At 36.3% G+C, this 20,570-nt stretch carries 24 protein-coding genes; 7 read left to right on the plus strand and 17 right to left on the minus strand.

Going from position 1 to position 20,570, the window contains the following annotated elements; genetic code table 11:
• The first annotated feature begins 73 nt into the window (after nt 1–73).
• From bamA to recO, 7 genes are all read left to right on the plus strand, one after another.
• Nucleotides 74–2,329 (plus strand): outer membrane protein assembly factor BamA, encoded by a 2,256-nt coding sequence (bamA, locus tag F3H01_RS00550; RefSeq protein WP_149724484.1) that lies wholly within the window; start codon nt 74–76, stop codon nt 2,327–2,329.
• A 129-nt stretch (nt 2,330–2,458) separates the two neighbouring features.
• Nucleotides 2,459–3,373, plus strand: a complete 915-nt coding sequence (gene accD, locus F3H01_RS00555; protein WP_149724485.1) for an acetyl-CoA carboxylase, carboxyltransferase subunit beta — start codon at nt 2,459–2,461, stop codon at nt 3,371–3,373.
• Nucleotides 3,374–3,375: 2 nt separating this feature from the next.
• Entirely contained in the window at nt 3,376–3,831 is a 456-nt protein-coding gene (locus F3H01_RS00560; protein WP_107690818.1) for a 23S rRNA (pseudouridine(1915)-N(3))-methyltransferase RlmH, read from the plus strand.
• A gap of 10 nt (nt 3,832–3,841) precedes the next feature.
• Nucleotides 3,842–4,198: an RNA polymerase-binding protein DksA gene (gene dksA, locus F3H01_RS00565; RefSeq protein ID WP_035167251.1), complete on the plus strand. Its 357-nt coding sequence runs from the start codon at nt 3,842–3,844 to the stop codon at nt 4,196–4,198.
• 9 nt (nt 4,199–4,207) lie between these two features.
• Complete coding sequence (locus F3H01_RS00570) at nt 4,208–5,206, plus strand: uroporphyrinogen III synthase HEM4 (RefSeq protein WP_149724486.1); 999 nt, start codon at nt 4,208–4,210, stop codon at nt 5,204–5,206.
• On the plus strand, nt 5,203–6,126 hold the full coding sequence (locus F3H01_RS00575; RefSeq protein WP_149724487.1) for a tRNA dihydrouridine synthase: 924 nt from the start codon (nt 5,203–5,205) through the stop codon (nt 6,124–6,126). Before F3H01_RS00570 ends, F3H01_RS00575 begins: the two co-directional genes overlap by 4 nt.
• Nucleotides 6,127–6,741, plus strand: coding sequence for a recombination protein RecO (gene recO / locus F3H01_RS00580; protein ID WP_149724488.1), 615 nt, complete (start codon nt 6,127–6,129; stop codon nt 6,739–6,741).
• A 315-nt stretch (nt 6,742–7,056) separates the two neighbouring features.
• On the opposite strand, the gene F3H01_RS00585 is transcribed toward recO, so the two are convergent.
• The 17 genes from F3H01_RS00585 to F3H01_RS00665 form a co-directional block, all read right to left on the minus strand.
• Nucleotides 7,057–7,815, minus strand: coding sequence for a tRNA 2-thiocytidine biosynthesis TtcA family protein (locus tag F3H01_RS00585; protein WP_149724489.1), 759 nt, complete (start codon nt 7,813–7,815; stop codon nt 7,057–7,059).
• A complete protein-coding gene (locus tag F3H01_RS00590; protein WP_149724490.1) occupies nt 7,812–8,495 on the minus strand; it encodes a 5'-methylthioadenosine/adenosylhomocysteine nucleosidase in 684 nt (227 codons plus the stop codon). Before F3H01_RS00590 ends, F3H01_RS00585 begins: the two co-directional genes overlap by 4 nt.
• The gene (gene fabD, locus F3H01_RS00595) at nt 8,492–9,421 is read right to left on the minus strand and encodes an ACP S-malonyltransferase (RefSeq protein WP_149724491.1); all 930 of its coding nucleotides are present in this window, start codon (nt 9,419–9,421) and stop codon (nt 8,492–8,494) included. The genes F3H01_RS00590 and fabD overlap by 4 nt, the downstream gene beginning before the upstream one ends.
• 9 nt (nt 9,422–9,430) lie before the next feature.
• A complete protein-coding gene (locus F3H01_RS00600; RefSeq protein ID WP_223155301.1) occupies nt 9,431–10,033 on the minus strand; it encodes an FKBP-type peptidyl-prolyl cis-trans isomerase in 603 nt (200 codons plus the stop codon).
• Nucleotides 10,034–10,089: 56 nt separating this feature from the next.
• Nucleotides 10,090–10,932, minus strand: a complete 843-nt coding sequence (locus F3H01_RS00605) for a tetratricopeptide repeat protein (protein ID WP_103649112.1) — start codon at nt 10,930–10,932, stop codon at nt 10,090–10,092.
• A 17-nt stretch (nt 10,933–10,949) separates the two neighbouring features.
• Nucleotides 10,950–11,456, minus strand: a complete 507-nt coding sequence (locus F3H01_RS00610) for an OmpA family protein (RefSeq protein WP_021090913.1) — start codon at nt 11,454–11,456, stop codon at nt 10,950–10,952.
• A 64-nt stretch (nt 11,457–11,520) separates the two neighbouring features.
• The gene (gene tolB, locus F3H01_RS00615; RefSeq protein ID WP_149724492.1) at nt 11,521–12,777 is read right to left on the minus strand and encodes a Tol-Pal system protein TolB; all 1,257 of its coding nucleotides are present in this window, start codon (nt 12,775–12,777) and stop codon (nt 11,521–11,523) included.
• Between the two features lie 24 nt (nt 12,778–12,801).
• Nucleotides 12,802–13,749 (minus strand): TonB C-terminal domain-containing protein, encoded by a 948-nt coding sequence (locus F3H01_RS00620; protein WP_149724493.1) that lies wholly within the window; start codon nt 13,747–13,749, stop codon nt 12,802–12,804.
• A 1-nt stretch (nt 13,750) separates the two neighbouring features.
• Nucleotides 13,751–14,149, minus strand: a complete 399-nt coding sequence (locus F3H01_RS00625; protein WP_072593819.1) for a biopolymer transporter ExbD — start codon at nt 14,147–14,149, stop codon at nt 13,751–13,753.
• Complete coding sequence (locus F3H01_RS00630; RefSeq protein WP_051288435.1) at nt 14,150–14,734, minus strand: MotA/TolQ/ExbB proton channel family protein; 585 nt, start codon at nt 14,732–14,734, stop codon at nt 14,150–14,152. It abuts the gene before it with no gap.
• On the minus strand, nt 14,735–15,124 hold the full coding sequence (gene atpC, locus F3H01_RS00635; protein WP_084041261.1) for an ATP synthase F1 subunit epsilon: 390 nt from the start codon (nt 15,122–15,124) through the stop codon (nt 14,735–14,737).
• Nucleotides 15,125–15,142: 18 nt separating this feature from the next.
• Nucleotides 15,143–16,540, minus strand: coding sequence for a F0F1 ATP synthase subunit beta (atpD, locus tag F3H01_RS00640; RefSeq protein ID WP_002939420.1), 1,398 nt, complete (start codon nt 16,538–16,540; stop codon nt 15,143–15,145).
• An 11-nt stretch (nt 16,541–16,551) separates the two neighbouring features.
• The gene (gene atpG, locus F3H01_RS00645; protein ID WP_084041259.1) at nt 16,552–17,439 is read right to left on the minus strand and encodes an ATP synthase F1 subunit gamma; all 888 of its coding nucleotides are present in this window, start codon (nt 17,437–17,439) and stop codon (nt 16,552–16,554) included.
• Nucleotides 17,440–17,448: 9 nt separating this feature from the next.
• Nucleotides 17,449–18,966 (minus strand): F0F1 ATP synthase subunit alpha, encoded by a 1,518-nt coding sequence (atpA, locus tag F3H01_RS00650; protein ID WP_149724494.1) that lies wholly within the window; start codon nt 18,964–18,966, stop codon nt 17,449–17,451.
• 14 nt (nt 18,967–18,980) lie between these two features.
• Nucleotides 18,981–19,511 carry a F0F1 ATP synthase subunit delta gene (locus F3H01_RS00655; RefSeq protein ID WP_087582694.1) on the minus strand — a complete coding sequence of 177 codons (531 nt, stop codon included), beginning with the start codon at nt 19,509–19,511 and terminating at the stop codon, nt 18,981–18,983.
• Nucleotides 19,511–20,023 carry a F0F1 ATP synthase subunit B gene (locus F3H01_RS00660; RefSeq protein WP_103618026.1) on the minus strand — a complete coding sequence of 171 codons (513 nt, stop codon included), beginning with the start codon at nt 20,021–20,023 and terminating at the stop codon, nt 19,511–19,513. The genes F3H01_RS00655 and F3H01_RS00660 overlap by 1 nt, the downstream gene beginning before the upstream one ends.
• Before the next feature lie 9 nt (nt 20,024–20,032).
• Nucleotides 20,033–20,455, minus strand: coding sequence for a FoF1 ATP synthase subunit B' (locus F3H01_RS00665; RefSeq protein WP_107698148.1), 423 nt, complete (start codon nt 20,453–20,455; stop codon nt 20,033–20,035).
• Nucleotides 20,456–20,570: the final 115 nt, after the last annotated feature.

The raw sequence follows: 20,570 nt of genomic DNA on the forward strand, positions 1-20,570 counted from the left end.
TATAAAATTTAAATTTATTAAAAATAAAATATGATATTATACGCACTTATACTAAAACTCTAGGTTAAATTTAATGAAAAAGAAATTATTTTTATTAGCATTAGCTTTCAGTGGCCTAAGCGCACAAACAATCCAGTCAATAAATTTTAAAGGCCTAATTCACCTTTCGCCTGAAGTAGCAAGCCAAATAATGGGCCTAAAAGTCGGTCAGGATTTGACTCCAAAGCTTAGCGATAAGGCGATTACAAATTTATACAAACAAAACTATTTTGACGATATCTATATAGAAGATACAGGCAATGGCAATCTTTTAGTAGTTGTAAAAGAGAAGCCAAGTGTTGCTAGAGTTGATCTAAAAGGCGTTGTAACAAATGATAAAACTGCCATAGAGTCGCTAATAAACATCAAACCAGGTAATATGTACGATGAGCTTACAATAGAAAAAACTAAAGAGAGAATTCGTCAGTATTATGAGTCAAAGGGATATTTTGATACCGTTGTAGACGTAGAAAAGCAACCAGTTGCAGATAACGACAGCTCACTTTTTATAACACTCAATATAAACCGCGGCGAAAATATGATAATCAAAAATGTAAATTTAGTCGGTGCAAAAGAGTTTGATTATGACGACATTGAGCCAGTAGTTGCAAATAAAAGTAGAGAATTTATGGGCTGGCTTTGGGGCAGAAATGACGGTAAAGTTAAACTTTTTGAGCTTGAAAATGATCCAGCAAGAATACAAGACAAATATTTCCAAAAAGGCTATTTAGATGCGACTATTTCGTCACCTTATTTAAATTCATCGTTTGATAACTATACAGCTGATCTTACTTATTATGTTCATGAAGGTGAGCCTTATAAGGTTTCAAATGTAAGCATTACGGCACCTGAAGAGCTAGAGCTTGACACTAAAAAGATCATAGATGATTTTAGACTTGAAGCTGGTGATACGATGAACTCAGCAAGACTTCGCCAAGATATGAAAAAGCTCGATGATATGGTTGCTGATAAAGGTTATGCATTTGTAAAAGTCTATCCAAAGACTGATAAATTTGATGAAAATAAAACTGTCGATATTGACTACGAAGTCGATCCTGGTGAAAAAGTATATATAAGAAATGTTCAAATTTCAGGAAACGATAGAACTGTTGACCGCGTTGTAAGACGTGAACTTTATCTAACTGAAGGAAATTTATATAGCAGAACCGACCTTCAAGACTCAAAAGATGCACTAAAAAGAACAAGCTACTTTGATGACGTTGAGATAGAAGAAGATCCGGTTGATAAAAATACAGTTGATCTAAAAGTAAAAGTAAAAGAGGCTTCAACTGGCTCAATAAGCGGTGGTATCGGATACGGAAGCAGCGATGGCTTGCTACTAAACGCTGCACTTTCTGATACAAATATCTTTGGCTCTGGCCTTCAAGGACAAGTAAGCGTAGATAAGAGCGACAGAGAGCTTTCAGGTCAGATAAGCCTTACAAACCCAAGAATTTTTGACTCAGAGTATAGCCTTGGCGGAACACTTTACGCAAATGACTATGACTGGAGAACATATAAAGAGAGAAGTTATGGCTTTAGCACAACACTAGGTAGAAAACTAACTAGAAATTTAAGCGCATCGCTTACTTACAACATTGAGCAAAGCAAAATTACCTTAAAAGATGATGAGCTAAGAGATATCAACACAAAAACTAAAAAAGAAATTTATAGAGAAGGTAAAGCCATAAAAAGCGCCATAACTCCAGCTTTAACATATAATAGCACTGATGATTATTACTTGCCAAGACGTGGCATCATAGCTAGCACATCATTTGAGATAGCTGGGCTTGGTGGCGATATAGACTTTGTTAAAAACCGCACAAATTTCAACTATTATCTAGGTCTTAGAGAGTACATCGACTATGACCTTATCTTAAGATACAAAGCAAGTTTTGGCAAAATTTGGGAAAGAGGATATACTCCGATCAACGAAAGACTTTACCTTGGTGGCATAAGAAGCTTACGTGGTTACGAGAGCAGAACTGTATCTCCAAAGGTAAAATATAATGGCGACTACTACGAATATGGTGGCGAAACTTCGTTTAATAATTCAGCTGAAATAAGCTTCCCTATAATAGATCGTGTCAAAATGCGTGGTGTTGTATTTTATGACTACGGCATGATCGGTGAGAATAGCCTAAATGAGATAAAAAGATCTTCAGTTGGTACAGGTATCGAGTGGATAACTCCTATTGGACCACTTCAACTAATCTTTGCAAAAGCTCTTAAACCTAAAGAGGGCGATGATACAAATACATTTGAGTTTACTATCGGAAGACGCTTCTAATAAGATACTTTGAAGGGGCTAACTTACCCCTTCAAACCTCCACAAATAAACAAACTTTAAGTCATATAAGAAAAAGCAAGGCAAACATTAGATATAATCCCACAATTTTTAATATAAGTGGGTAAAAATATGAATTTCTCAGATATTTTTTCAAAGATAAGAAAAGCTCAACCTCGTCCAGAAGAAGCACCTACGCACTGGGTAAAATGCGATAATTGTCACTCACTGATGTACTACAAAGAAGTTGAAGCTTGTTTTAATGTATGCCCAAAATGTGGCTATCATATGAGATTAAAAGCCACTGATCGCATAAATTTGATCTGCGACGAAGGTAGCTTTGTAGAATTTGACGCAAATTTAAAACCGGTAGATCCATTAAATTTTGTTGATAAAAAATCATACAAAAAAAGAATCACAGAAAATAAAGAAAAAACAGGACGCACAAGCTCAGTGATATGTGGCGAAGGCAAATGCGATGGGCAAGAAATCCAGCTAGTTGTTTTTGACTTTGGCTTCATGGGTGGTTCGCTAGCTTCAGTTGAGGGTGAAAAGATAGTAAGAGCGATAAAACGAGCGATAGAAAAACGCCAAGCTTTAGTCATAGTGAGTGCTTCAGGTGGAGCTAGAATGCAAGAGAGCACATTTTCTTTGATGCAAATGTCAAAGACATCAGCCGCTTTAAAACTACTTGATGAAGCAAAGCTGCCTTATATCTCAATACTTACTGATCCGACAATGGGTGGCGTTAGTGCTTCTTTTGCTTGGCTTGGAGATCTAATAATCGCCGAACCTGGCGCATTAATAGGCTTTGCTGGTCAAAGGGTCATCAAACAAACCATTGGTGCTGATTTACCAGAGGGATTTCAAAGAGCTGAGTTTTTGTTAGAACATGGCTTAATCGATGCTATTGTGCCAAGAAGCGAACATAAAAAATATATAAGCGATATGGTTAAATTTCTCACAAACAATAAGACAATACATCAAAAAGATAACCAAGATGAGAGTGGAAGCAACTTTGAACTAAAACTAAAAACCAAAGGCTAAATTTGGAAATTTCAGTTTTTAGCATTCAAAAATCATCACGTGATAACTTTGAAAACGAGATACAAGAATATATAAAAATGAGTGCAAAATTTGCCAAGATAAATGATAAAGTCTTTTTCAATGAAAAAATAGCAAAAGCTCAAAGTGCTGGAAAAAGCGAAGCATTAAGAGCCTATGATGAAATTTATGAGCCAAATTTAAAAGGCTTTTGCGTAATGCTTGATGAAAATGGCTTGCAACTTGATAGCCAAGAATTTGCACAAATTTTAAACTCAAATTCACAAATTAACTTTTTCATAGGTGGAGCTTATGGCCTTAGCCAAAATTTAAAGAATAAAGCACAAAAAATCGTAAGTTTGAGCAAGATGACGATGGCACATAAGATTGCCAAGCTTATACTTTTTGAGCAAATTTTTAGAGCACTTTGCATAAATGCAAACCACCCATATCACAAATAAAGGAATATAAATGACACAAACTGAGCTAAATTTTTTTAAAAAATTACTTGAAGAAAGAAAATTACAGATCAAAAAAAATATCTATGATTCATCTGTTGAAGTAAATGGCTTAAGAGATAGTGGCGTAAGCGATGAGTTTGATATAGCCTCAGTAAATACAGACCAGCTAATAGAGCATTCGATCTCGACACAACAAAGAGCGGAGCTATCAGAAATAGATGAAGCACTAGAGAAGATAGCAAATAAAACTTATGGAATTTGTGATATGTGTGAAGAGGAGATCAGTATACCGCGACTAAAAGTAAAACCACATGCAAAATACTGCATAACTTGCCGTGAAATAATCGAAAAAACAGCAAAAAACTAAGGAGAAAACATGAAAACTAGAAAATTTCTCGTCTATTGCATAATCTACATAGTAGTTGTTGCAGGACTCACTTATTCTCTTAATAGTTCTGATTACACATTTGAGCTTTTAGGCCAAACTATAACTTTGCCAATTGCTATTTGGGTCGCTCTTCCAGTAGCTGTTTTAGCACTTCTTGCCCTACTTCATATTGCCTATCATGGATATGCTTTTTATAGATATAAAAAATGGATCAAAAAAGATAGCCAGCTTTATAAAGACTTAGCTAAAGAGACGCTTCTTGGCTTTGAGAGCAATAAAGACTTCAAAACCGATACTTACAAGATCGCCTCACAGATTACTCGCTCTATCTCACCAGTAGGCGAGCTTAAAGATGTCGGTGTAGATGATGCTGAAATAAACAATATCTTACAAACTATAAAAAGTATAAAAAATAAAGAGATCGTCGATCTAAAGAAATTTAGACTAGCAAAAGATAGCAAGTTAAATATCCTAAATGAGCTAAATAAAATCGAGCAACTACCTACTTACTATCTTGACATACTTAAAAATCAAGATCAAAACGAGAGCCTTAAAAAAGCTGCATTTGATAAACTTATAAAAGTAGCTTCTTTTAGCGAGATCAAAAGATTAAATTTTGAGCTAGCAAGTGAAGATATAATGCTTATTGTTACCCGCTTTGTAAATGACGAGATCGATCTAGGCAGTGATGAAATTTTTGATCTTTTAAACAACGCAAAAGTGACAAAAGCACAATACGACAAAGCAGCCATAATGCTTAAAAATAAGCTAAAACCAGATGCATTTATCGGCATCTTTGAGAAGCTAAAAAGCATCCATGCTGATGCTGATGAGGCTTACGTATATGCGCTATTTGAGCTTCAGATGCTTGATAAAGTAAGAGAGGCTATCGAAGGTAGCGACCCAGATGAGTTTAAAGAGATAAAGGTATTGCTATTTTTACGAGATAACGGCAAAATGGTGCCTAGCTCGCTATTTTTTAAATGATAGACTTTAGTAAAAAGCCACTTTTCTTAGCGCCTCTTGCTGGCTTTTCTGACTTGCCATTAAGAAGCGTAGTTAAGAAATTTGGTTGCGATGTCACTGTTAGCGAAATGATCAGCGCAAACGCTCTAGTATATGAGAGTAGTGACAAAACGCTTGAAATGATTAAAAAATCCCCAAATGAAGAGCCTTACGTCGTTCAGATAGCTGGTAATGACACAGAAAATATAAAAAAAGCTGTGCAAATCATCAATAAATTTGATGGAATTTATGGGCTAGATCTAAACTGCGGCTGCCCTGTGCCAAAGGTCGTTAGACAAGGTGCGGGATCGGCTTTATTAAACGATCTTGACAAACTTCAAAGCATAATCTCAGCCATAAAAAGCGTCTCAAACAAAGAGAGCCTAAGCGTTAAATTTAGGCTTGGCTTTAATGATAAAAATGAGATCAAAATCGCAAAAGCCTGCGAAGAAGCTGGCGCAAACTACATCGCAGTGCATGGACGCACAAGAGCTGGCGGTTATAGTGCAAAAGTTGATTACGAAGCGATCGCTAGAGTAAAGGCGAGCGTAAAAATCCCAGTCGTTGCAAATGGTGATATCAACGCACAAAATGCAGATGAAATTTTAAATCTCACAAAATGCGACGCCCTAATGATCGGCAGGGCAAGCATCGGTAATCCTTGGATATTTCACGAGATTAAGACCAAAACTAGTGTAGACAAAGCATTAAAACAAAAGATCATCCTAGCTCACTTTGATGCGATGATCGAGCACTACGGAGAGCATGGGCTTTGCATATTTAGAAAGCATTTGCATCAGTACAGCAAGGGCATCGACGGTGCAACAACCTTTAGAAACGATATAAATTTCATCAAAGACGCCCATGTGATGAGAGAGCGTATAAGGGAGTTTTTTGCCTAGATGCAAGGCTATATCCTGCGCGTGCAAAAGGTCAGAGACGAGGACCTTTTAGTCTTTGTGCTAACGCCAAATTTACTCGTAAAGTCATATAGATTTTTTGGCGCTCGCCACTCAAACATCATGACTGGCTACAAGATCGACTTTGAGCTAGAGCAAGAGGCGAAATTTCTACCAAAGCTTAGAAGCATACTTCATCTTGGCTTTAAATGGCTGCTAGAGCGCGATAAGCTCATCATTTGGCAGCAGTTTATGCGCCTACTTTATGATCATCTAAAAGAGGTCGAGCAGCTCGATGAAATTTATTTTAATGAGCTTGATCGCTGCGCCAAACAGATGCAGCTACAAAATCCAAAACGCCTTATCATCGAAAGCTACGTTAAAATTTTAGAGTATGAAGGTAGGCTTCACAGCGAGCTTGAGTGCTTCATCTGCGACGAGGAGATAGAGAACGAGCTTTGCTTAACTCGTGGTTTTTTACCCTCTCACAAGCACTGCCTTGATAGGAGCGAATTTGACGCTAGCAAGATCAAAAATTTATTTGATACAAAAAGCACGATCGAGCTAAATGATGATGAGATAAACCGCCTTTATAAAATTTTACTTGACGGGCTTTAGGCTTTTACTTTGGTCCTCTCATAAAATTCTTTTAAAACGTCCATTATCTTGCTTGCTAGTCCCTCAAGCGTTTGATCTTTTTAAGCTATAAATTTCTAAGCTTTAAAATCCTAGCTAGTATTCTTTTAGATCTTTTTTGCTAGATAGTATCTCATTGTAAAAAATTAGAAGTTTGTACCCATATTGCCGGTATTTAAACCTATAGTAATTACGTTAATGTATGCTTTATCTTTAATACTTTGGTTTTATTAAGATAGAGTTATAAAATTTAGTTATTAAAATTTAGCACAAAAGGGCAGAAATGAAGAGTTAAATTTACTCTTCACTGCCTTCATTGAGAGCAAAAAAAGTATCAGTATGGATATTTTCAAATGCTGCTTTTAGCGAAGTAAAAAGTTTTGGATTTTCTTTTTCTAAGGTTGCTAAAAGCTGTTTGGTTTCATATCTAGCATGTGGCATCTTCACGTCAAACCTCATTGCAGGACATGCTTCATCACCGATAACTCTTAATTCATTTTTGATAGCATTTTCGCGAAGCTGTCTCTCGCGAACGAAGATAAATGGCCTAATAACCGTGATTCCATTTTTTGCATTATATTTTGGAGCAAGCGTCCTTAGTGCACCATTATAGGTAAAATTCATAAAAAAGCTCTCCGCTGCATCGTCTAAGTGATGAGCAATTGCGAGTTTATTAAAACCATGCTTTAAGGCGTAAGTATAAAGATAACCTCTTCTCATACGAGAAAAGAAACTACAAAAACTAGAATTCTTACGGATTTTCTCTTTTGAAATTTCAAAGATTGAGCTATCTATCACTTCATGCTCTATTCCGTGCTCATTGCAATGCTTCGTAAGATAAGCGTAGTCCTCACCCATGCCGTAGCTTAGCGTTACTGCTTTAAACTCAAATTTCTCAGGTGTGACATTTTGAATATGCTTTAGTACGTGAGCTAGTGCGAGGCTATCTTTACCACCGCTAAGACCAAGCAAAATCTTATCTCCGCCCTCTATCATCTTGTATCTGGCATTTGTCTGACCAACTTGTCTAAGAAGCCTTTTGCTAAGCTCTATCATAAATTTTCTACCATTTCAAGTATAAATTTTGCACTAACATTTGCTGAATCTTGCAAAAATTTATCAAAGTCAAATTCTGCTGCATCACCAGCTCCATCGCTGATAGCTCTTAGTATAAAAAATGGCACACCAAGTGTTTCGCAAACTAGTGCAACGCTAGCACCTTCCATCTCGGTAGCGCTCGCATTAAATATCTTTTTAATCCAAGCTTTCTTTTCATTATCGCAGATAAACTGATCTCCAGTCGCAATAATGCCAGCACTTAAGCTCATATCTTTTTTATCAGCTATCTTTTTTGCCAGTTCGTTTAGCCCTTCATCGCTTTTGACAAAGATACTCGTGCCTGGCACATAGCCATAAGGATGGCCAAAAGCCGTAATATCAAGATCGTGTTGCACCAAGCTAGTAGCATAAAGCATATCGCCTATTTTTAAACTCTCATCAAGTGAGCCAGCTACACCAGTAAAGAGCAACTTTGAGGCCTTAAATTTTTCTATCATTAAAGTTGCTGTTATAGCTGCATTTACTTTGCCTATCTTTGAATAGGCAATGACTAGCTCTTTTCCTTTATAGTTTGCTAAGTAAAATTTATTATTTGCATATTGAACAGTTTTATATTCACCGACTATTTCAAGGATCGGTGTTATCTCCTCTTGCATAGCTCCTAGTATCGCTATCATATCTCCTCCAAAATTTTCACAACTTCTTCAAGACTTGCCATATCAGTAATACTATAAGTTGGCTTTTCGGTAATTTTTTTATTGATGCCCTTTAACGTCGCAGCACCAAGCTCAATAAAACAATCAACATCGTTTTCATAGTTTTTAATGCTTTGTTTATAGCAAACTGGTTTTATTAGCTGCTCTTTTAGCAGGACTAGTGCTTCGCTTTTATCAGTATAAATTTTAGCATTTACATTTGAGACAACTGAAGAAAATTTGGTAGCCAAAGTACTCTCAAGCTCGCTTGCTAGTCTAACACTAGCTGGTTCAAGTATCGGGCAATGGCTTGCTACTGACATATTTAAAAGCATTGCTCTTTTTGCGCCAGCTTCTTTAAATTTTGCTTCATAGCTAGCAAGATCAGCTCTTACGCCAGCGACAACGATTTGTCCATCGCAGTTGTAGTTTGCAGCATAAATTTGTAAACCTTCTTCTCTTGCTTTTTTACAAATTTCTTCAACCACTTCATCACCAAGTCCAAGAACTACCATCATGCCGGCATCTTTACCAACACAAGCTTCTTGCATAAATTTACCACGTAAATTTACAAGCCTAATCGCATCAATAAAATTAAATGCTCCACTAACTGCAAGAGCGGTAAATTCTCCAAGTGAGTGCCCAAGACTAAATTCTGGTTTTTCTTTAATAAAATTTGAAAAAGCCAAATAAGTCATTAGCGAGTTTAAGACGATAGCTGGCTGAGTAAATTCTGTTTTATCTAACTTATCGTTTTGTGTAAATAAAAGCTCTTTGTAATCAATGCCAGTGTCATTACAAGCATCATTTAAAAGTAACTTAGCAGTAGAAAAATTTTCGTAAAAGTCTTTTCCCATACCAATACTTTGCGAGCCTTGGCCCGCAAAAATAAAAGCAAATTTTTTCATTTTAGCTTCTTAGTGATGGTGATGTCCATGTCCACCGCAACCGCAACCACCATCCTCGTGTCCGTGTCCATGCCCGTGTCCATGACCCCCGCAGCACTCATGCTCATGCTCATGATCGTGACCACCACAACCGCAAGTATGAGCCCCAGCCACCATGCCTGTTGCTTTTTCATCTTCTGTCGCATCTCTAACTTCTAAAACTTCAACATTAAATAACAAATCTTTACCAGCATATGGGTGATTAAAATCAACTGTTACTTCGTTATCTTTGATCTCTTTAACAATAACACGAACGCTTGAGCCATCCTCATTTTGACCAAAAAGTTCCATTCCTTCATGTAAATCTATACCAGCAAACTGCTCTTTTGGTAACGACTGAATGGCCTCATTATTATATTCACCACAACCCTCTGCTGCCTTTACGCTTATAGTTGCTCTTTCGCCTGATTTTAGTTTACTTACTTCTTCTTCAAGCTTTTCTATAATATGGCCATGCCCTGTTATAAATGAAATTTGGCCACCTTCTTGCATGTTTGACTCTAAAATTTCACCAGTGTTAGCATCTTTTAGTTCGTAAAACATAGTTATAACTTGATCTTTACTCACAATAATCTCCTTAGATTTGGTTTCTCGATTAATGTGGGATTATATCTAAAAAAGATTAAAATTTAGTTTCTATTAGGAGAGGCTTTGGCTTCTTTACTATCTGGATAACCGACTTTTAAAGCCTTATAAAATCTATTTGCACTTTGCGTATCACCTATCTTATCAAAGCTTATAGCTGTGTGATATAGAAGTTTTGGTGTATAGTCAGCCTTATCTTCGTTCTGTATGCTTTTTTTGTAGTATTGTATAGCTGTACTGTATGATTTTTGACTGTAAGCAACTTCACCTAAATAATAATTTGTTGCACCAGTTTTATAGCCTTTTTTATTTAAATATTCAAAATATTCAGCTGCTTCTGTGCTATTGCCAGAATTTAGAAGTTTAATGCCATCAGCCAAAATATCTTTATCGCTTTTTCCACTAAAATTTGAAGTTGGCTTACTTTGTTGTTTTGGATTTGCATTTTGCTTTGGTTGGGCAGCATTTTTATCCATTATTGCACCTAATTTATTTAAGGCAGCAGTAATATTTTTGTAGTTTTTGTCTTGTATATCTCTAGTTTCATCAACATAAGCCTTCAATGATGTCAAACTTACACCAGAATCACTTATGCCACCATTTACCTTCGTCTCTATATCATTTATTCTTTGCTCAAGCTTATTCATTCTAGCACTCATGCTCTCAAACAAGCTTTGCAAACCTTGAAGTTGTTCTAAAACACTATTCATATTCTCTTCAATATTTTGAACACTTCGCTTATTATTTAGGGTAACTTTTTCATTGTCGGTTAGACCATATGGATTCGCACTATCCATATTGCCTGCATCAAAAGCTGAAATCTCTTGGCCGGAGGTAATAGAGATAGTGGCTCCAATCAGAGCCACTACAATTATTTTTTTATTCATTATTATTTAATTATAAATTACGGAAGTACTTTGAAATCTGCACGTCTATTTTGAGCATCGCAAGCTTTTGTTTTGTCTGTACAAACTGGATTACTTTCACCGAAGCTAACTACAGCGATTCTATCAGCACTAACGCCATTTCTTACAAGAGCATCTTTAGCACTTTTAGCACGTTTTAAACCAAGAGCATAGTTATACTCATCTGTACCCCACTCATCGCAGTTACCTTCTACTTTTATAGAAAGAGCTTGAGCGTCAGCTTGGTTGAATACTGATGCATTTGAGCTAACAACACCTTGTTGATCAGCTTTGATATTAAATTTATCAAAGTCAAAGTATACACTTTTAACTTGACTCTCGATGTTAGCAATAAGAGCTGCTAATCTATCAGCATCGCTCATGCTACCTGAATTGTCTGCAGATTGATTTGAATTTGAATTCATATCAACTTCAGGGTTTTTTGAGCTACAACCGCTCAACAATAAAGTTGCAACTGCAACACTTGCTAGAACTACTTTTTTCATTCCTTATCCTTTTTTAGAAATTTGGTCGAATTATATCACAAAAATCTTAAATTTTATCAGAATATTACCAATCTATAGATTGAATTTTTCCTACTTTTAAAGGAAACTGAAAACTTCTGTTTTCATTTAGCCTAACAACACCTAGTGAACTTTGACCGCCAAGCTCTTTTATAAAGACAACACTTTGCCCATCGCTTGAGAATCTTGGATAGTTATTTTTGCCATTTGCTGTAAGCTGTCGTATAAAATCCGTTTGAGTTGAAATTAGATATATATTAAAACTACCGCTTGCTTCCCTGCTTGAATAAACAACATAATTTTCAAATGTGCTTACAGAGTTATTATTCTTACCATGAAATACCATTTGTTCAACGCTTCCGCCAGAAATCGCAGGAGTTGCAAAAACATTAGGATAACCAAGCCTATCTGATACAAAAACTATCTTACTATCATTATCTACAAAATTTCCATTTACATCTATGCCTGGATAATTAGTAATCTGCGTCAAATTTTTGCTATTTGTATTATAGATAAATATATCTGGTTGATCTTTTGGTGCCATAGTTAATAAAATTTTACTTCCATCTTTACTAACATCTGAGGCTATAAGCATGCCAATGCTATCAATTATCTTTGTTTTTGTACCAGAATTTAGATCATATCTAAATAAAGTTGGCTTATTGCTTACATAAGATGTATAGTAAAATTTACTTTGATCAGCTCCAGCCCATTTAGGGAAAATATTTAGTCCACCACTTACTATGGTCTTTTGATATGTAAGTGTATAATCAGCAACTATGATAGAACTTTGGCGAGCTGAAGTATATTTTGAAAGAATAATAAATTTTTCCATCCAGCCAACTGGTGGTAAATTTAGTTCATTAGTAAGCTCAACTATACTTTTATGCGCTAAAAACGGATACTTTGCACCATCAGGCATATTATAGACTCTCTCATACCTTGTAGTTGCTGTTTTAGCATCGATGAGTTTTACTCTTAAAGTAAGAGGTGAGCCCATAGAACCTTCAAGAGCATATCTAAAGATAAGCTCAACACCTTTGTCGCTCATTGTATTTGTAGCTGCTGTTCCCTCATAGGTTGAAGGCACGTGATCTTCGATAACCTCAAAGTCAGAGCTAACTTTCAAGTCACCTAGCATGATCTTAAAGAATTTATCTTTAAAGCCCGCATCACTAACAGCTGTAGTTGCATCTTGCAAAGCTATCTTTGGCAAAGCAACACCTTGGTTAATAACAGATATGGTCGCGTCAGCAGCATAAAGCCCTAGAGCAACACACAAAAAAAGAAAAATTTTCTTCATCTCTACTCCGTAAATTTATAAATTTTAGTTTATTTTATCTTCTAAAATTAAATTAAAAGTAGTACTTTTGTCTGGATTAAATGGAAATTTCTCTGCAGTAAGCTTTTCCAGACACTCTTTTACCTTTGCATTAAACTCTTCATTGTATGATAGCTCTAAAATTTCATAGTTGAAATTTCCACTTTGATCTATCATAACTTTAACTTTAGCCAAATTTGCAGAATCAGCCTTATAGCTTTGCCATCTTCTTTGAATTTGTTTTGTTATCGCACCCATTAGTGGATCGTAAGTACCGGTAGATTGTGATTTCGGAGCGGTTGGATTTTGATCTATCTTTAGGCTTTTTATAATATCACTAGCCTCTTTTGCAGCCTTTGAGCTAGAAGCCTCGCTCTTTTTACGGCTTTGCACTTTATTTTCAACCTTTTTTATACCATCATCTTTTTTGAGTTTTGTAGGGTCTATGTCACTAAAGAGATCTTTTATATTTGGCTCTTTGGGTTTTGGCTTTTCAACTGGCTTTGGTGTAGGCTTAGGCTCAGGTTTTGGCTCAGGTTTAACATCTTCTTTAGACTCTTCACTTGGTTTTAAAATTTCTGGTTTTGGTTCTGGTTTTTTAGGCTCAGGTTTTGGTTCCTCTTTTGGAGGAGTTGGTAAGCTTGGGGTAGGTAATGGTTCATCTGGTACAACAGGCTTATTTGTAGTCTCTTGTTTATCTTCTTCTGACTCCTTTTTTGGTTCAGGCTTTGTCTCTTTAACTACTTCATCTGCTTGTTTTGGAGCTTTAATGGTTTGATCAACCTCCCTATCAACCATAACCACATCCATAATAGCATCTTTATCATCGGTATATTTTTTAGGAGGCTCTACAAAAAATGTAAGTTTTATAAATAAAATAAGTATAATAGTAACGTAAATACAAAACGCTACAAGAAACGAACTAAGCGTTGGAAATTTAACTTTATTTGACATCTTAACCGTTTGTCTCTAAAGCTACTTTATTAAAACCAGCACCTTTCAAAGTCTTTAATACAAACATAACATCATCGTATTTTAAATTTTTGTCAGCTTTTATATAGATAGGCGAGGTTTTATCGTATTTTGTACTCATTAATGCAATATTATCAGGAAACTCAGCAAGGCTCATAGTACTCTGATCAATTCTAACTTGTCCTTGCGAATTTATAGATACTATAAGGTCTTTTTGCTTAGATGTTGAAGTTTTCGCCTTTGAACCATCTGGAAGAGTAATATCCTCTTGATATGTTATAGTTGGCATAGTAACCATTAAAATGGCTAGTAAAACAAGCATAATATCAACAAGAGGAGTTATATTTAGCTCTGGTGTCTCATCGGTAAATTTAACGGCCATTTATAGTATCTCATCATCTTTTTTAAGTGCTATCATAACATCAGCCTGACGCTCAATAACACTCATTAATTCATAAGCTTTTCTTTTTATGAGTAAATTAAATGTATATGCTGGGATGGCAACAAAAATTCCGCAACCAGTTGCAACAAGTGCCTCTGAAATAGCTGGAGCGATAATACCAAGTGATGAACCTCCACCATTTCCAAGCTGTGAAAATGTCTCTAAAATAGAAACAACGGTTCCAAAAAGACCGATAAAAGGCGAAGTAGATGCTATTACACTTAGCCACGTTAGTCCACTTGTAGCATTTTTCTCGGCTATGCTTATACATACATTTAGCTTTTCTCTTGAGATTCTTCCATTTGCACATTTTCTCAAAGACGAATCATTTGGAATATTTTTAGCACCCATAAGCAGTGCTTCAAGTGCATTTTGCTCACGTTTTTGCCAAGCTCCAATACCAGCCATTCTTGAAAAAAGAATTGTGAAACTAACTATAAAATATATTGACAGCCAAGTTAAAACAATAATTGTAATAAAACTACTTCTTTGAATGTAATTTAAAAATAAATCTATACCGCCCACTTATCTAGTTCTCACTACATTTTCCATTTTAGATATAGTTGCTGCAAAAGCATTTGTGTCACTACTCATACTCTCTATCAAATTTCTAGCAGCTTCCAATGAATTTGCAAGTTCACTTTCACTATCGCCAGAGACGTAAATCGCGCCGTCAGCAAGTATTACTACCTTACCTTCGTCAATCTTTGCATAGCCCCAGTTAATCGCAACAACATCATGTTTTTTATTTTTATGTTCTATATCTATAATACCTGCTTTTAAAAGAGATATTAATGAGGCATGGTTTGGTAAAACACCAAACTCACCCTCGCTACCTGGAAGCACTACACTACTCACGTCATCATTAAATATCTGACCTTGAGGAGTTACGATCTCTAAATGTAATTTATCCATTACGCTTCCTTTTTAAATTTAAGCCTTAAGTTTCTCAGCTTTAGCTAAAGCCTCATCTATATTTCCAACCATATAAAATGCTGCTTCTGGTAAATGATCATATTTACCCTCTAAAATTCCCTTAAAGCCAGCTATATTTTCGTCAAGACTTACATATTTGCCAGGGCTACCTGTAAATACTTCAGCAACGAAGAAAGGCTGAGATAAAAATCTCTCTATCTTTCTTGCTCTATCAACTGTTAGCTTATCTTCTTCGCTAAGCTCGTCCATACCAAGGATAGCGATGATATCTTGAAGATCTTTATATTTTTGAAGCACAGCTTGAACGCCACGAGCTACCTTATAGTGATCTGCTCCTAAAATTTGAGGATCGAGCATTCTTGAAGTAGAATCAAGCGGATCAACAGCTGGATAGATACCTTTCTCTGCGATCGATCTGTTAAGAACTGTCGTAGCATCAAGGTGAGCAAAAACAGTAGCAGGAGCTGGATCCGTAAGGTCGTCAGCTGGAACGTAAACAGCTTGAACAGATGTAATCGAACCTTTTTTAGTTGATGTGATTCTCTCTTGGAATTTACCCATCTCACTTGCAAGAGTTGGTTGATAACCAACAGCTGATGGGATACGTCCAAGTAGAGCTGACATCTCTGCACCTGATTGAGAGAAACGGAATATGTTATCGATAAACATCAAAACGTCAAGTCCCATCTCATCACGGAAGTACTCAGCCATTGTAAGACCAGTTAGTGCGATACGGTTTCTTGCTCCTGGTGGCTCATTCATTTGACCATAGCACAAGGCAACTTTATCCAAAACATTACTTTCTTTCATTTCATGATAAAGGTCGTTTCCTTCACGAGTTCTCTCTCCAACACCAGCAAATACAGAATAACCGCTGTGTTTAAACGCAACGTTGTGGATAAGCTCCATAATAATAACCGTTTTACCAACACCAGCACCACCAAATAGACCTACTTTACCACCTTTTGCGTAAGGAGCTAGAAGGTCAACTACCTTGATACCGGTTTCAAAAATTTCACTTTTCGTACTTTGCTCTTCAAATGGAGGAGGATCGCGGTGAATAGACCAGTGTTTATCAAAATTTATACCCTCACCCTCATCGATCAAATCACCAACTACGTTAAAAATTCTACCTAAAACTTTTTCACCAACTGGCACACTAATAGGTGCACCAAGTGCTTTAGCCTCTAAGCCACGAGTCAAGCCCTCACTCATATCCATAGCGATCGTTCTGACTCTATTATCACCTAGGTGAGCAGCAACTTCTAATATTAGTTTATGTTTCTTGCCCTCAACCTCAAAGAAAACTTCGATAGCTTCATTGATCTTCGGCAAGTAGTCATTAAAGTCAACATCGACCACAGGGCCCATAACTTGACTAATAACACCCTTCATTCATACTCCTTTTATTTCATTGATTCAACACCACTGATGATCTCAATAAGCTCAGTGGTAATAGACTCTTGTCTTGCTTTATTGTAAGCAAGATTTAACTGTTTGACGCGTTGTTTAGCATTGTTTGTTGCATTATCCATAGCTTGCATTCTAGCGCTGTGCTCAGCCGCCAAAGAGTCAACCAAGGCATAATACATACTATACTCAAAATATTTATTGAGCAATTCATCCATAATCTTAGTATAGTTGTCTTCTGGCTCAAATTCCATCAAAGAATTTGTCTCAACAGCAACTATCTTAGACGGCTCAATAGGCACAATATCATTTACTCTAATCTCTTGAGAAATCATATTTTTATAACCATTGTGTATTAGCACGACCTTATCTGTTATGCCGTTTGTAAAGTCATCAATAGTATCTTTTATGATTTTTTGAGCTTTTTCATATGTAGGAGAAGAGCTAGCTCCGACATAAGTCTCTAGTAGTTCAACACCTTGAAAATTGAAAAATTCTATACCTTTTTTACCAACAGCTCTTAGTCTAACTTTGATCTTTTTGGCTTTTAGCTCATCGATCATGCGCCTAACTGTCTTTATAGTTTGGACATTAAAGCCACCGCAAAGCCCTTTATCAGCGGTAACAAATATAATATCAACCTTTTCTACACTCTTTGTTGTGTTAAAAAATTTACTCTCAGTCATAACTGAAGCGTATTGATTGATCTTATAAGCTATCTCTGATAAAACCTCGTTGATCTTAAGTGCGTAAACTCTAGAGTAGCGTGCAGCCTCTTCAGCTTTGCGAAGCTTTGCTGTAGAGACAAGCTTCATCGCACGCGTCGTCTTTTGAGTGTTCTGGACGCTCTTGATCTTTCGTTTTATATCTTTTAAATTTGACATATCTTAGCCCTAGTTAGCGGCAAAAGTCGCTTTAAAATCTTTCAACGCTTTATGTAAAATTTCTTCTACTTCTTTATCAAGAACCTTTTTAGTTCTGATCTGCTCAAAAATTTCAGGGTATTTTGCCTCGACATATGGATATAGCTCAGCTTCAAATTTTGTTACATTTGCAGTTGCAACGTCATCCAGATAACCCTTAGCACCAGCAAATATGATAACCACTTGATTCTCAACTGGAAGCGGAGAATATGGAGGTTGTTTTAGTACTTCAACCATCTTTTGACCGCGCTCTAGTTGTTTTCTTGAGCTCTCATCAAGATCGCTTGCAAACTGAGCAAAAGCTTGTAGCTCGCGGTACTGAGCAAGGTCTAGTCTTAACGTACCAGACACTTGTTTGATAGCTTTAATCTGAGCTGCACCACCGACACGAGATACAGAAAGACCAACGTTGATCGCTGGGCGGATACCTGAGTTAAATAGGTCGCTCTCAAGGAAAATTTGACCATCTGTAATAGAAATAACGTTTGTTGGGATATAAGCTGAAACGTCGCCCGCTTGTGTCTCGATAATAGGTAGAGCTGTCAAAGATCCAGCACCTAGTGCGTCATTTAGCTTACTTGCTCTTTCTAGAAGTCTTGAGTGAAGGTAGAAAACGTCACCTGGGTAAGCTTCACGACCTGGTGGTCTTCTTAAGATCAAAGACATCTCACGGTAAGCAACCGCGTGTTTTGACAAGTCATCATAGATGATTAATGCGTGGCGAGAGTTATCTCTAAAATATTCACCCATTGTTACGCCAGCATATGGAGCAAGGTATTGAAGCGCAGCTGCGTCACTAGCACCAGCATTTACAACTATTGTGTAGTCCATAGCGCCATATTCTTCAAGTTTTTTAACGACTTGAGCAACGGTTGATTGTTTTTGACCGATAGCTACGTAGATACAAATGACATCTTGACCTTTTTGGTTGATGATAGTATCGATAGCAACTGTTGTTTTACCAGTTTGGCGGTCGCCAATGATTAGCTCTCTTTGACCTCTACCGATTGGCACAAGTGCGTCAATCGCTTTGATACCTGTTTGAAGTGGCTCATGAACGCTCTTTCTAGCCATAATACCTTTTGCTTTTTCTTCAACAAAGCGAGATTCGGTAGCTTCAATTGGGCCTTTTGCGTCGATTGGCTCACCTAGTGAATTTACAACACGACCGATCAATGCATCGCCAACTGGAACGCGTAGAAGTTTTTTAAGTCTTTTTACAGAACTTCCTTCTGTGATACCGCTAGTTTTTCCAAGGATAACTATACCAACACTGCTCTCTTCAAGGTTAAGAGCCATACCCTTTTCGCCGCTTTCAAACTCAACCATTTCGCCAGCCATAACGTTTTTCAAACCATAAACGTTAGCAACGCCATCAGCGACTGAGATGACTTTACCGGTCTCTTCTATATCAACACTTAAATCAAAATTTTCGATACGCTCTTTGATTATCGTGCTAATTTCGTCAGCTTTAATTTTTGCACTCACGCTTTCACTCCTTTTTAAATTGCTTTTAATATATATTCACTCATTTGACTTTTTAGTCTGTCGATAGAGAAATTTACCTCGACACCTAAATCGTCTAACTCAACTTTTACACCGTTGTAATCGCTCTTTGAGCCATCAAGCTTGATCTTAGAGTTAAATTTCTTAGAGAAATTCTCTTCCAAAGCTTTTAGCTGCTCAGCGCTTAGATCAAAATTTCCAACAACTTCGCCGCGATATGTATTTTCAAGCAAAGATTGCTCTATCTTCATCTCATCTAGTATCGCAGGTATAAGCTCTAGCCTTTTGTTTGCACCAAGAAGCTTTATAAAATTTGCAAATTTAATATCTTGATTTTTAACCAAAGATAGTACAAATTCAACCTTTTGTGAAGCCTTTAGTGTCGGCAAACTTATAATGCTTTTAAATTTATCGCTAGCAAAAGCAGCAGCTAGCTCTGATAAATTTTCAACAAATGCATTAAGTTCATTGGACTTTACGTCGCTTAAGATCGCTTTTACGTATTTTTTAGCTACTACTTCATTCATTAGCTAACCTTTTTAAGTATGATATTTACAAGCTCTTTTTGATCGACTTTTAGGCTATCGCTTGAGAAAATGTCGCTCAAAATTTCATTTACAACGCCTTTTGTCATCTTGCGCTCTTCAAATTCTTTTTGCTCTTTATAGCCTTTTTCGATATTTGCGATATCGTTTTGAGCCTCTTTTTTAACTTTAGCAGCTAAATTTACAGCCTCTTTTTTTGCGGTTTCGATTAGAGCATTTGCATTTTGCTTAGCCTCTTCTACACGCTTTAAAACGTCATCTTTTTTAGCTTTTGACTCACGAAGCTTCTCTTGGATACTCTCAAGCTTATTTGCGATCCTATCGATCCTGCTTTGATAAAGAGCTTTTAGTGGCTTAGCAGCAAAATAGACCAAAATAGCAAAGAAAAGTAAGAAGTTTAGCGTTCTCTCGACTATGTCGTAGTTTGTTCCACCATGCTCGCTAGAGTATGCTAGAAATGGAAGTGCTAGAAAAAATAAAATTTTTATCTTCATAAAATTCCTTTAAATTTTAGAGAGCTTGGCATTTAAAGCCGCTCTAAGTTCAGGTAGTTTAGCTGATAGATCTGCCTTTAGGTTATCTTTTTGAGAACTTAGAGCATTTAAAAATTCATTGTAATCAGCCTCTAAACTAGTTTTTACGGCATTTACTTCTTTTAAAGACTCTTCTTTTGCCAAATTTAAGGCTTCTTGCCTTATTTTATTGGCCTCAGTCCTTGCGTTTAATATAATCTCTTCAATCTCTTTTTCATGAACACTTAGATCACTTGCATTTTTACTAGTACTCTCTTCATCATTTTTTATAGAGGCATTTCTGTCATCTATGAATTTGAGCATTGGCTTATAAAGCAAGGAATTCAAAATAACGATCAATACCAAGAAAACGATAGCCGTTAAAAGCATCAATGGCACATCTATTTCTAACATCCACTCTCCTTATTTTATCATTAAGTTTTATTTAATATTCAAATTAAAGTCTGATTTTACAATAAATTACTAAAAATAAAAATAAATTTGTAATTCTATTTTAGCCTAGCAATAA

The sequence above is a fragment of the Campylobacter concisus genome, from assembly GCF_902460875.1.
Taxonomy (GTDB): domain Bacteria; phylum Campylobacterota; class Campylobacteria; order Campylobacterales; family Campylobacteraceae; genus Campylobacter_A; species Campylobacter_A concisus_AA.

Excerpts from the sequence above, each read along its gene's own strand:
- atpC (WP_084041261.1), bottom strand. The coding sequence starts at position 15,124 with ATGGATAAATTACATTTAGAGATCGTAACTCCTCAAGGTCAGATATTT.
- F3H01_RS00660 (WP_103618026.1), bottom strand. The coding sequence starts at position 20,023 with ATGAAGATAAAAATTTTATTTTTTCTAGCACTTCCATTTCTAGCATAC.
- F3H01_RS00570 (WP_149724486.1), top strand. The coding sequence starts at position 4,208 with ATGAAAACTAGAAAATTTCTCGTCTATTGCATAATCTACATAGTAGTT.
- F3H01_RS00625 (WP_072593819.1), bottom strand. The coding sequence starts at position 14,149 with ATGGCCGTTAAATTTACCGATGAGACACCAGAGCTAAATATAACTCCT.
- accD (WP_149724485.1), top strand. The coding sequence starts at position 2,459 with ATGAATTTCTCAGATATTTTTTCAAAGATAAGAAAAGCTCAACCTCGT.
- dksA (WP_035167251.1), top strand. The coding sequence starts at position 3,842 with ATGACACAAACTGAGCTAAATTTTTTTAAAAAATTACTTGAAGAAAGA.
- tolB (WP_149724492.1), bottom strand. The coding sequence starts at position 12,777 with ATGAAGAAAATTTTTCTTTTTTTGTGTGTTGCTCTAGGGCTTTATGCT.
- F3H01_RS00605 (WP_103649112.1), bottom strand. The coding sequence starts at position 10,932 with ATGAATAAAAAAATAATTGTAGTGGCTCTGATTGGAGCCACTATCTCT.
- F3H01_RS00590 (WP_149724490.1), bottom strand. The coding sequence starts at position 8,495 with ATGATAGCGATACTAGGAGCTATGCAAGAGGAGATAACACCGATCCTT.
- F3H01_RS00585 (WP_149724489.1), bottom strand. The coding sequence starts at position 7,815 with ATGATAGAGCTTAGCAAAAGGCTTCTTAGACAAGTTGGTCAGACAAAT.
- recO (WP_149724488.1), top strand. The coding sequence starts at position 6,127 with ATGCAAGGCTATATCCTGCGCGTGCAAAAGGTCAGAGACGAGGACCTT.
- F3H01_RS00665 (WP_107698148.1), bottom strand. The coding sequence starts at position 20,455 with ATGTTAGAAATAGATGTGCCATTGATGCTTTTAACGGCTATCGTTTTC.
- F3H01_RS00655 (WP_087582694.1), bottom strand. The coding sequence starts at position 19,511 with ATGAATGAAGTAGTAGCTAAAAAATACGTAAAAGCGATCTTAAGCGAC.
- F3H01_RS00610 (WP_021090913.1), bottom strand. The coding sequence starts at position 11,456 with ATGAAAAAAGTAGTTCTAGCAAGTGTTGCAGTTGCAACTTTATTGTTG.
- fabD (WP_149724491.1), bottom strand. The coding sequence starts at position 9,421 with ATGAAAAAATTTGCTTTTATTTTTGCGGGCCAAGGCTCGCAAAGTATT.
- atpG (WP_084041259.1), bottom strand. The coding sequence starts at position 17,439 with ATGTCAAATTTAAAAGATATAAAACGAAAGATCAAGAGCGTCCAGAAC.
- F3H01_RS00620 (WP_149724493.1), bottom strand. The coding sequence starts at position 13,749 with ATGTCAAATAAAGTTAAATTTCCAACGCTTAGTTCGTTTCTTGTAGCG.
- atpD (WP_002939420.1), bottom strand. The coding sequence starts at position 16,540 with ATGAAGGGTGTTATTAGTCAAGTTATGGGCCCTGTGGTCGATGTTGAC.
- F3H01_RS00575 (WP_149724487.1), top strand. The coding sequence starts at position 5,203 with ATGATAGACTTTAGTAAAAAGCCACTTTTCTTAGCGCCTCTTGCTGGC.
- bamA (WP_149724484.1), top strand. The coding sequence starts at position 74 with ATGAAAAAGAAATTATTTTTATTAGCATTAGCTTTCAGTGGCCTAAGC.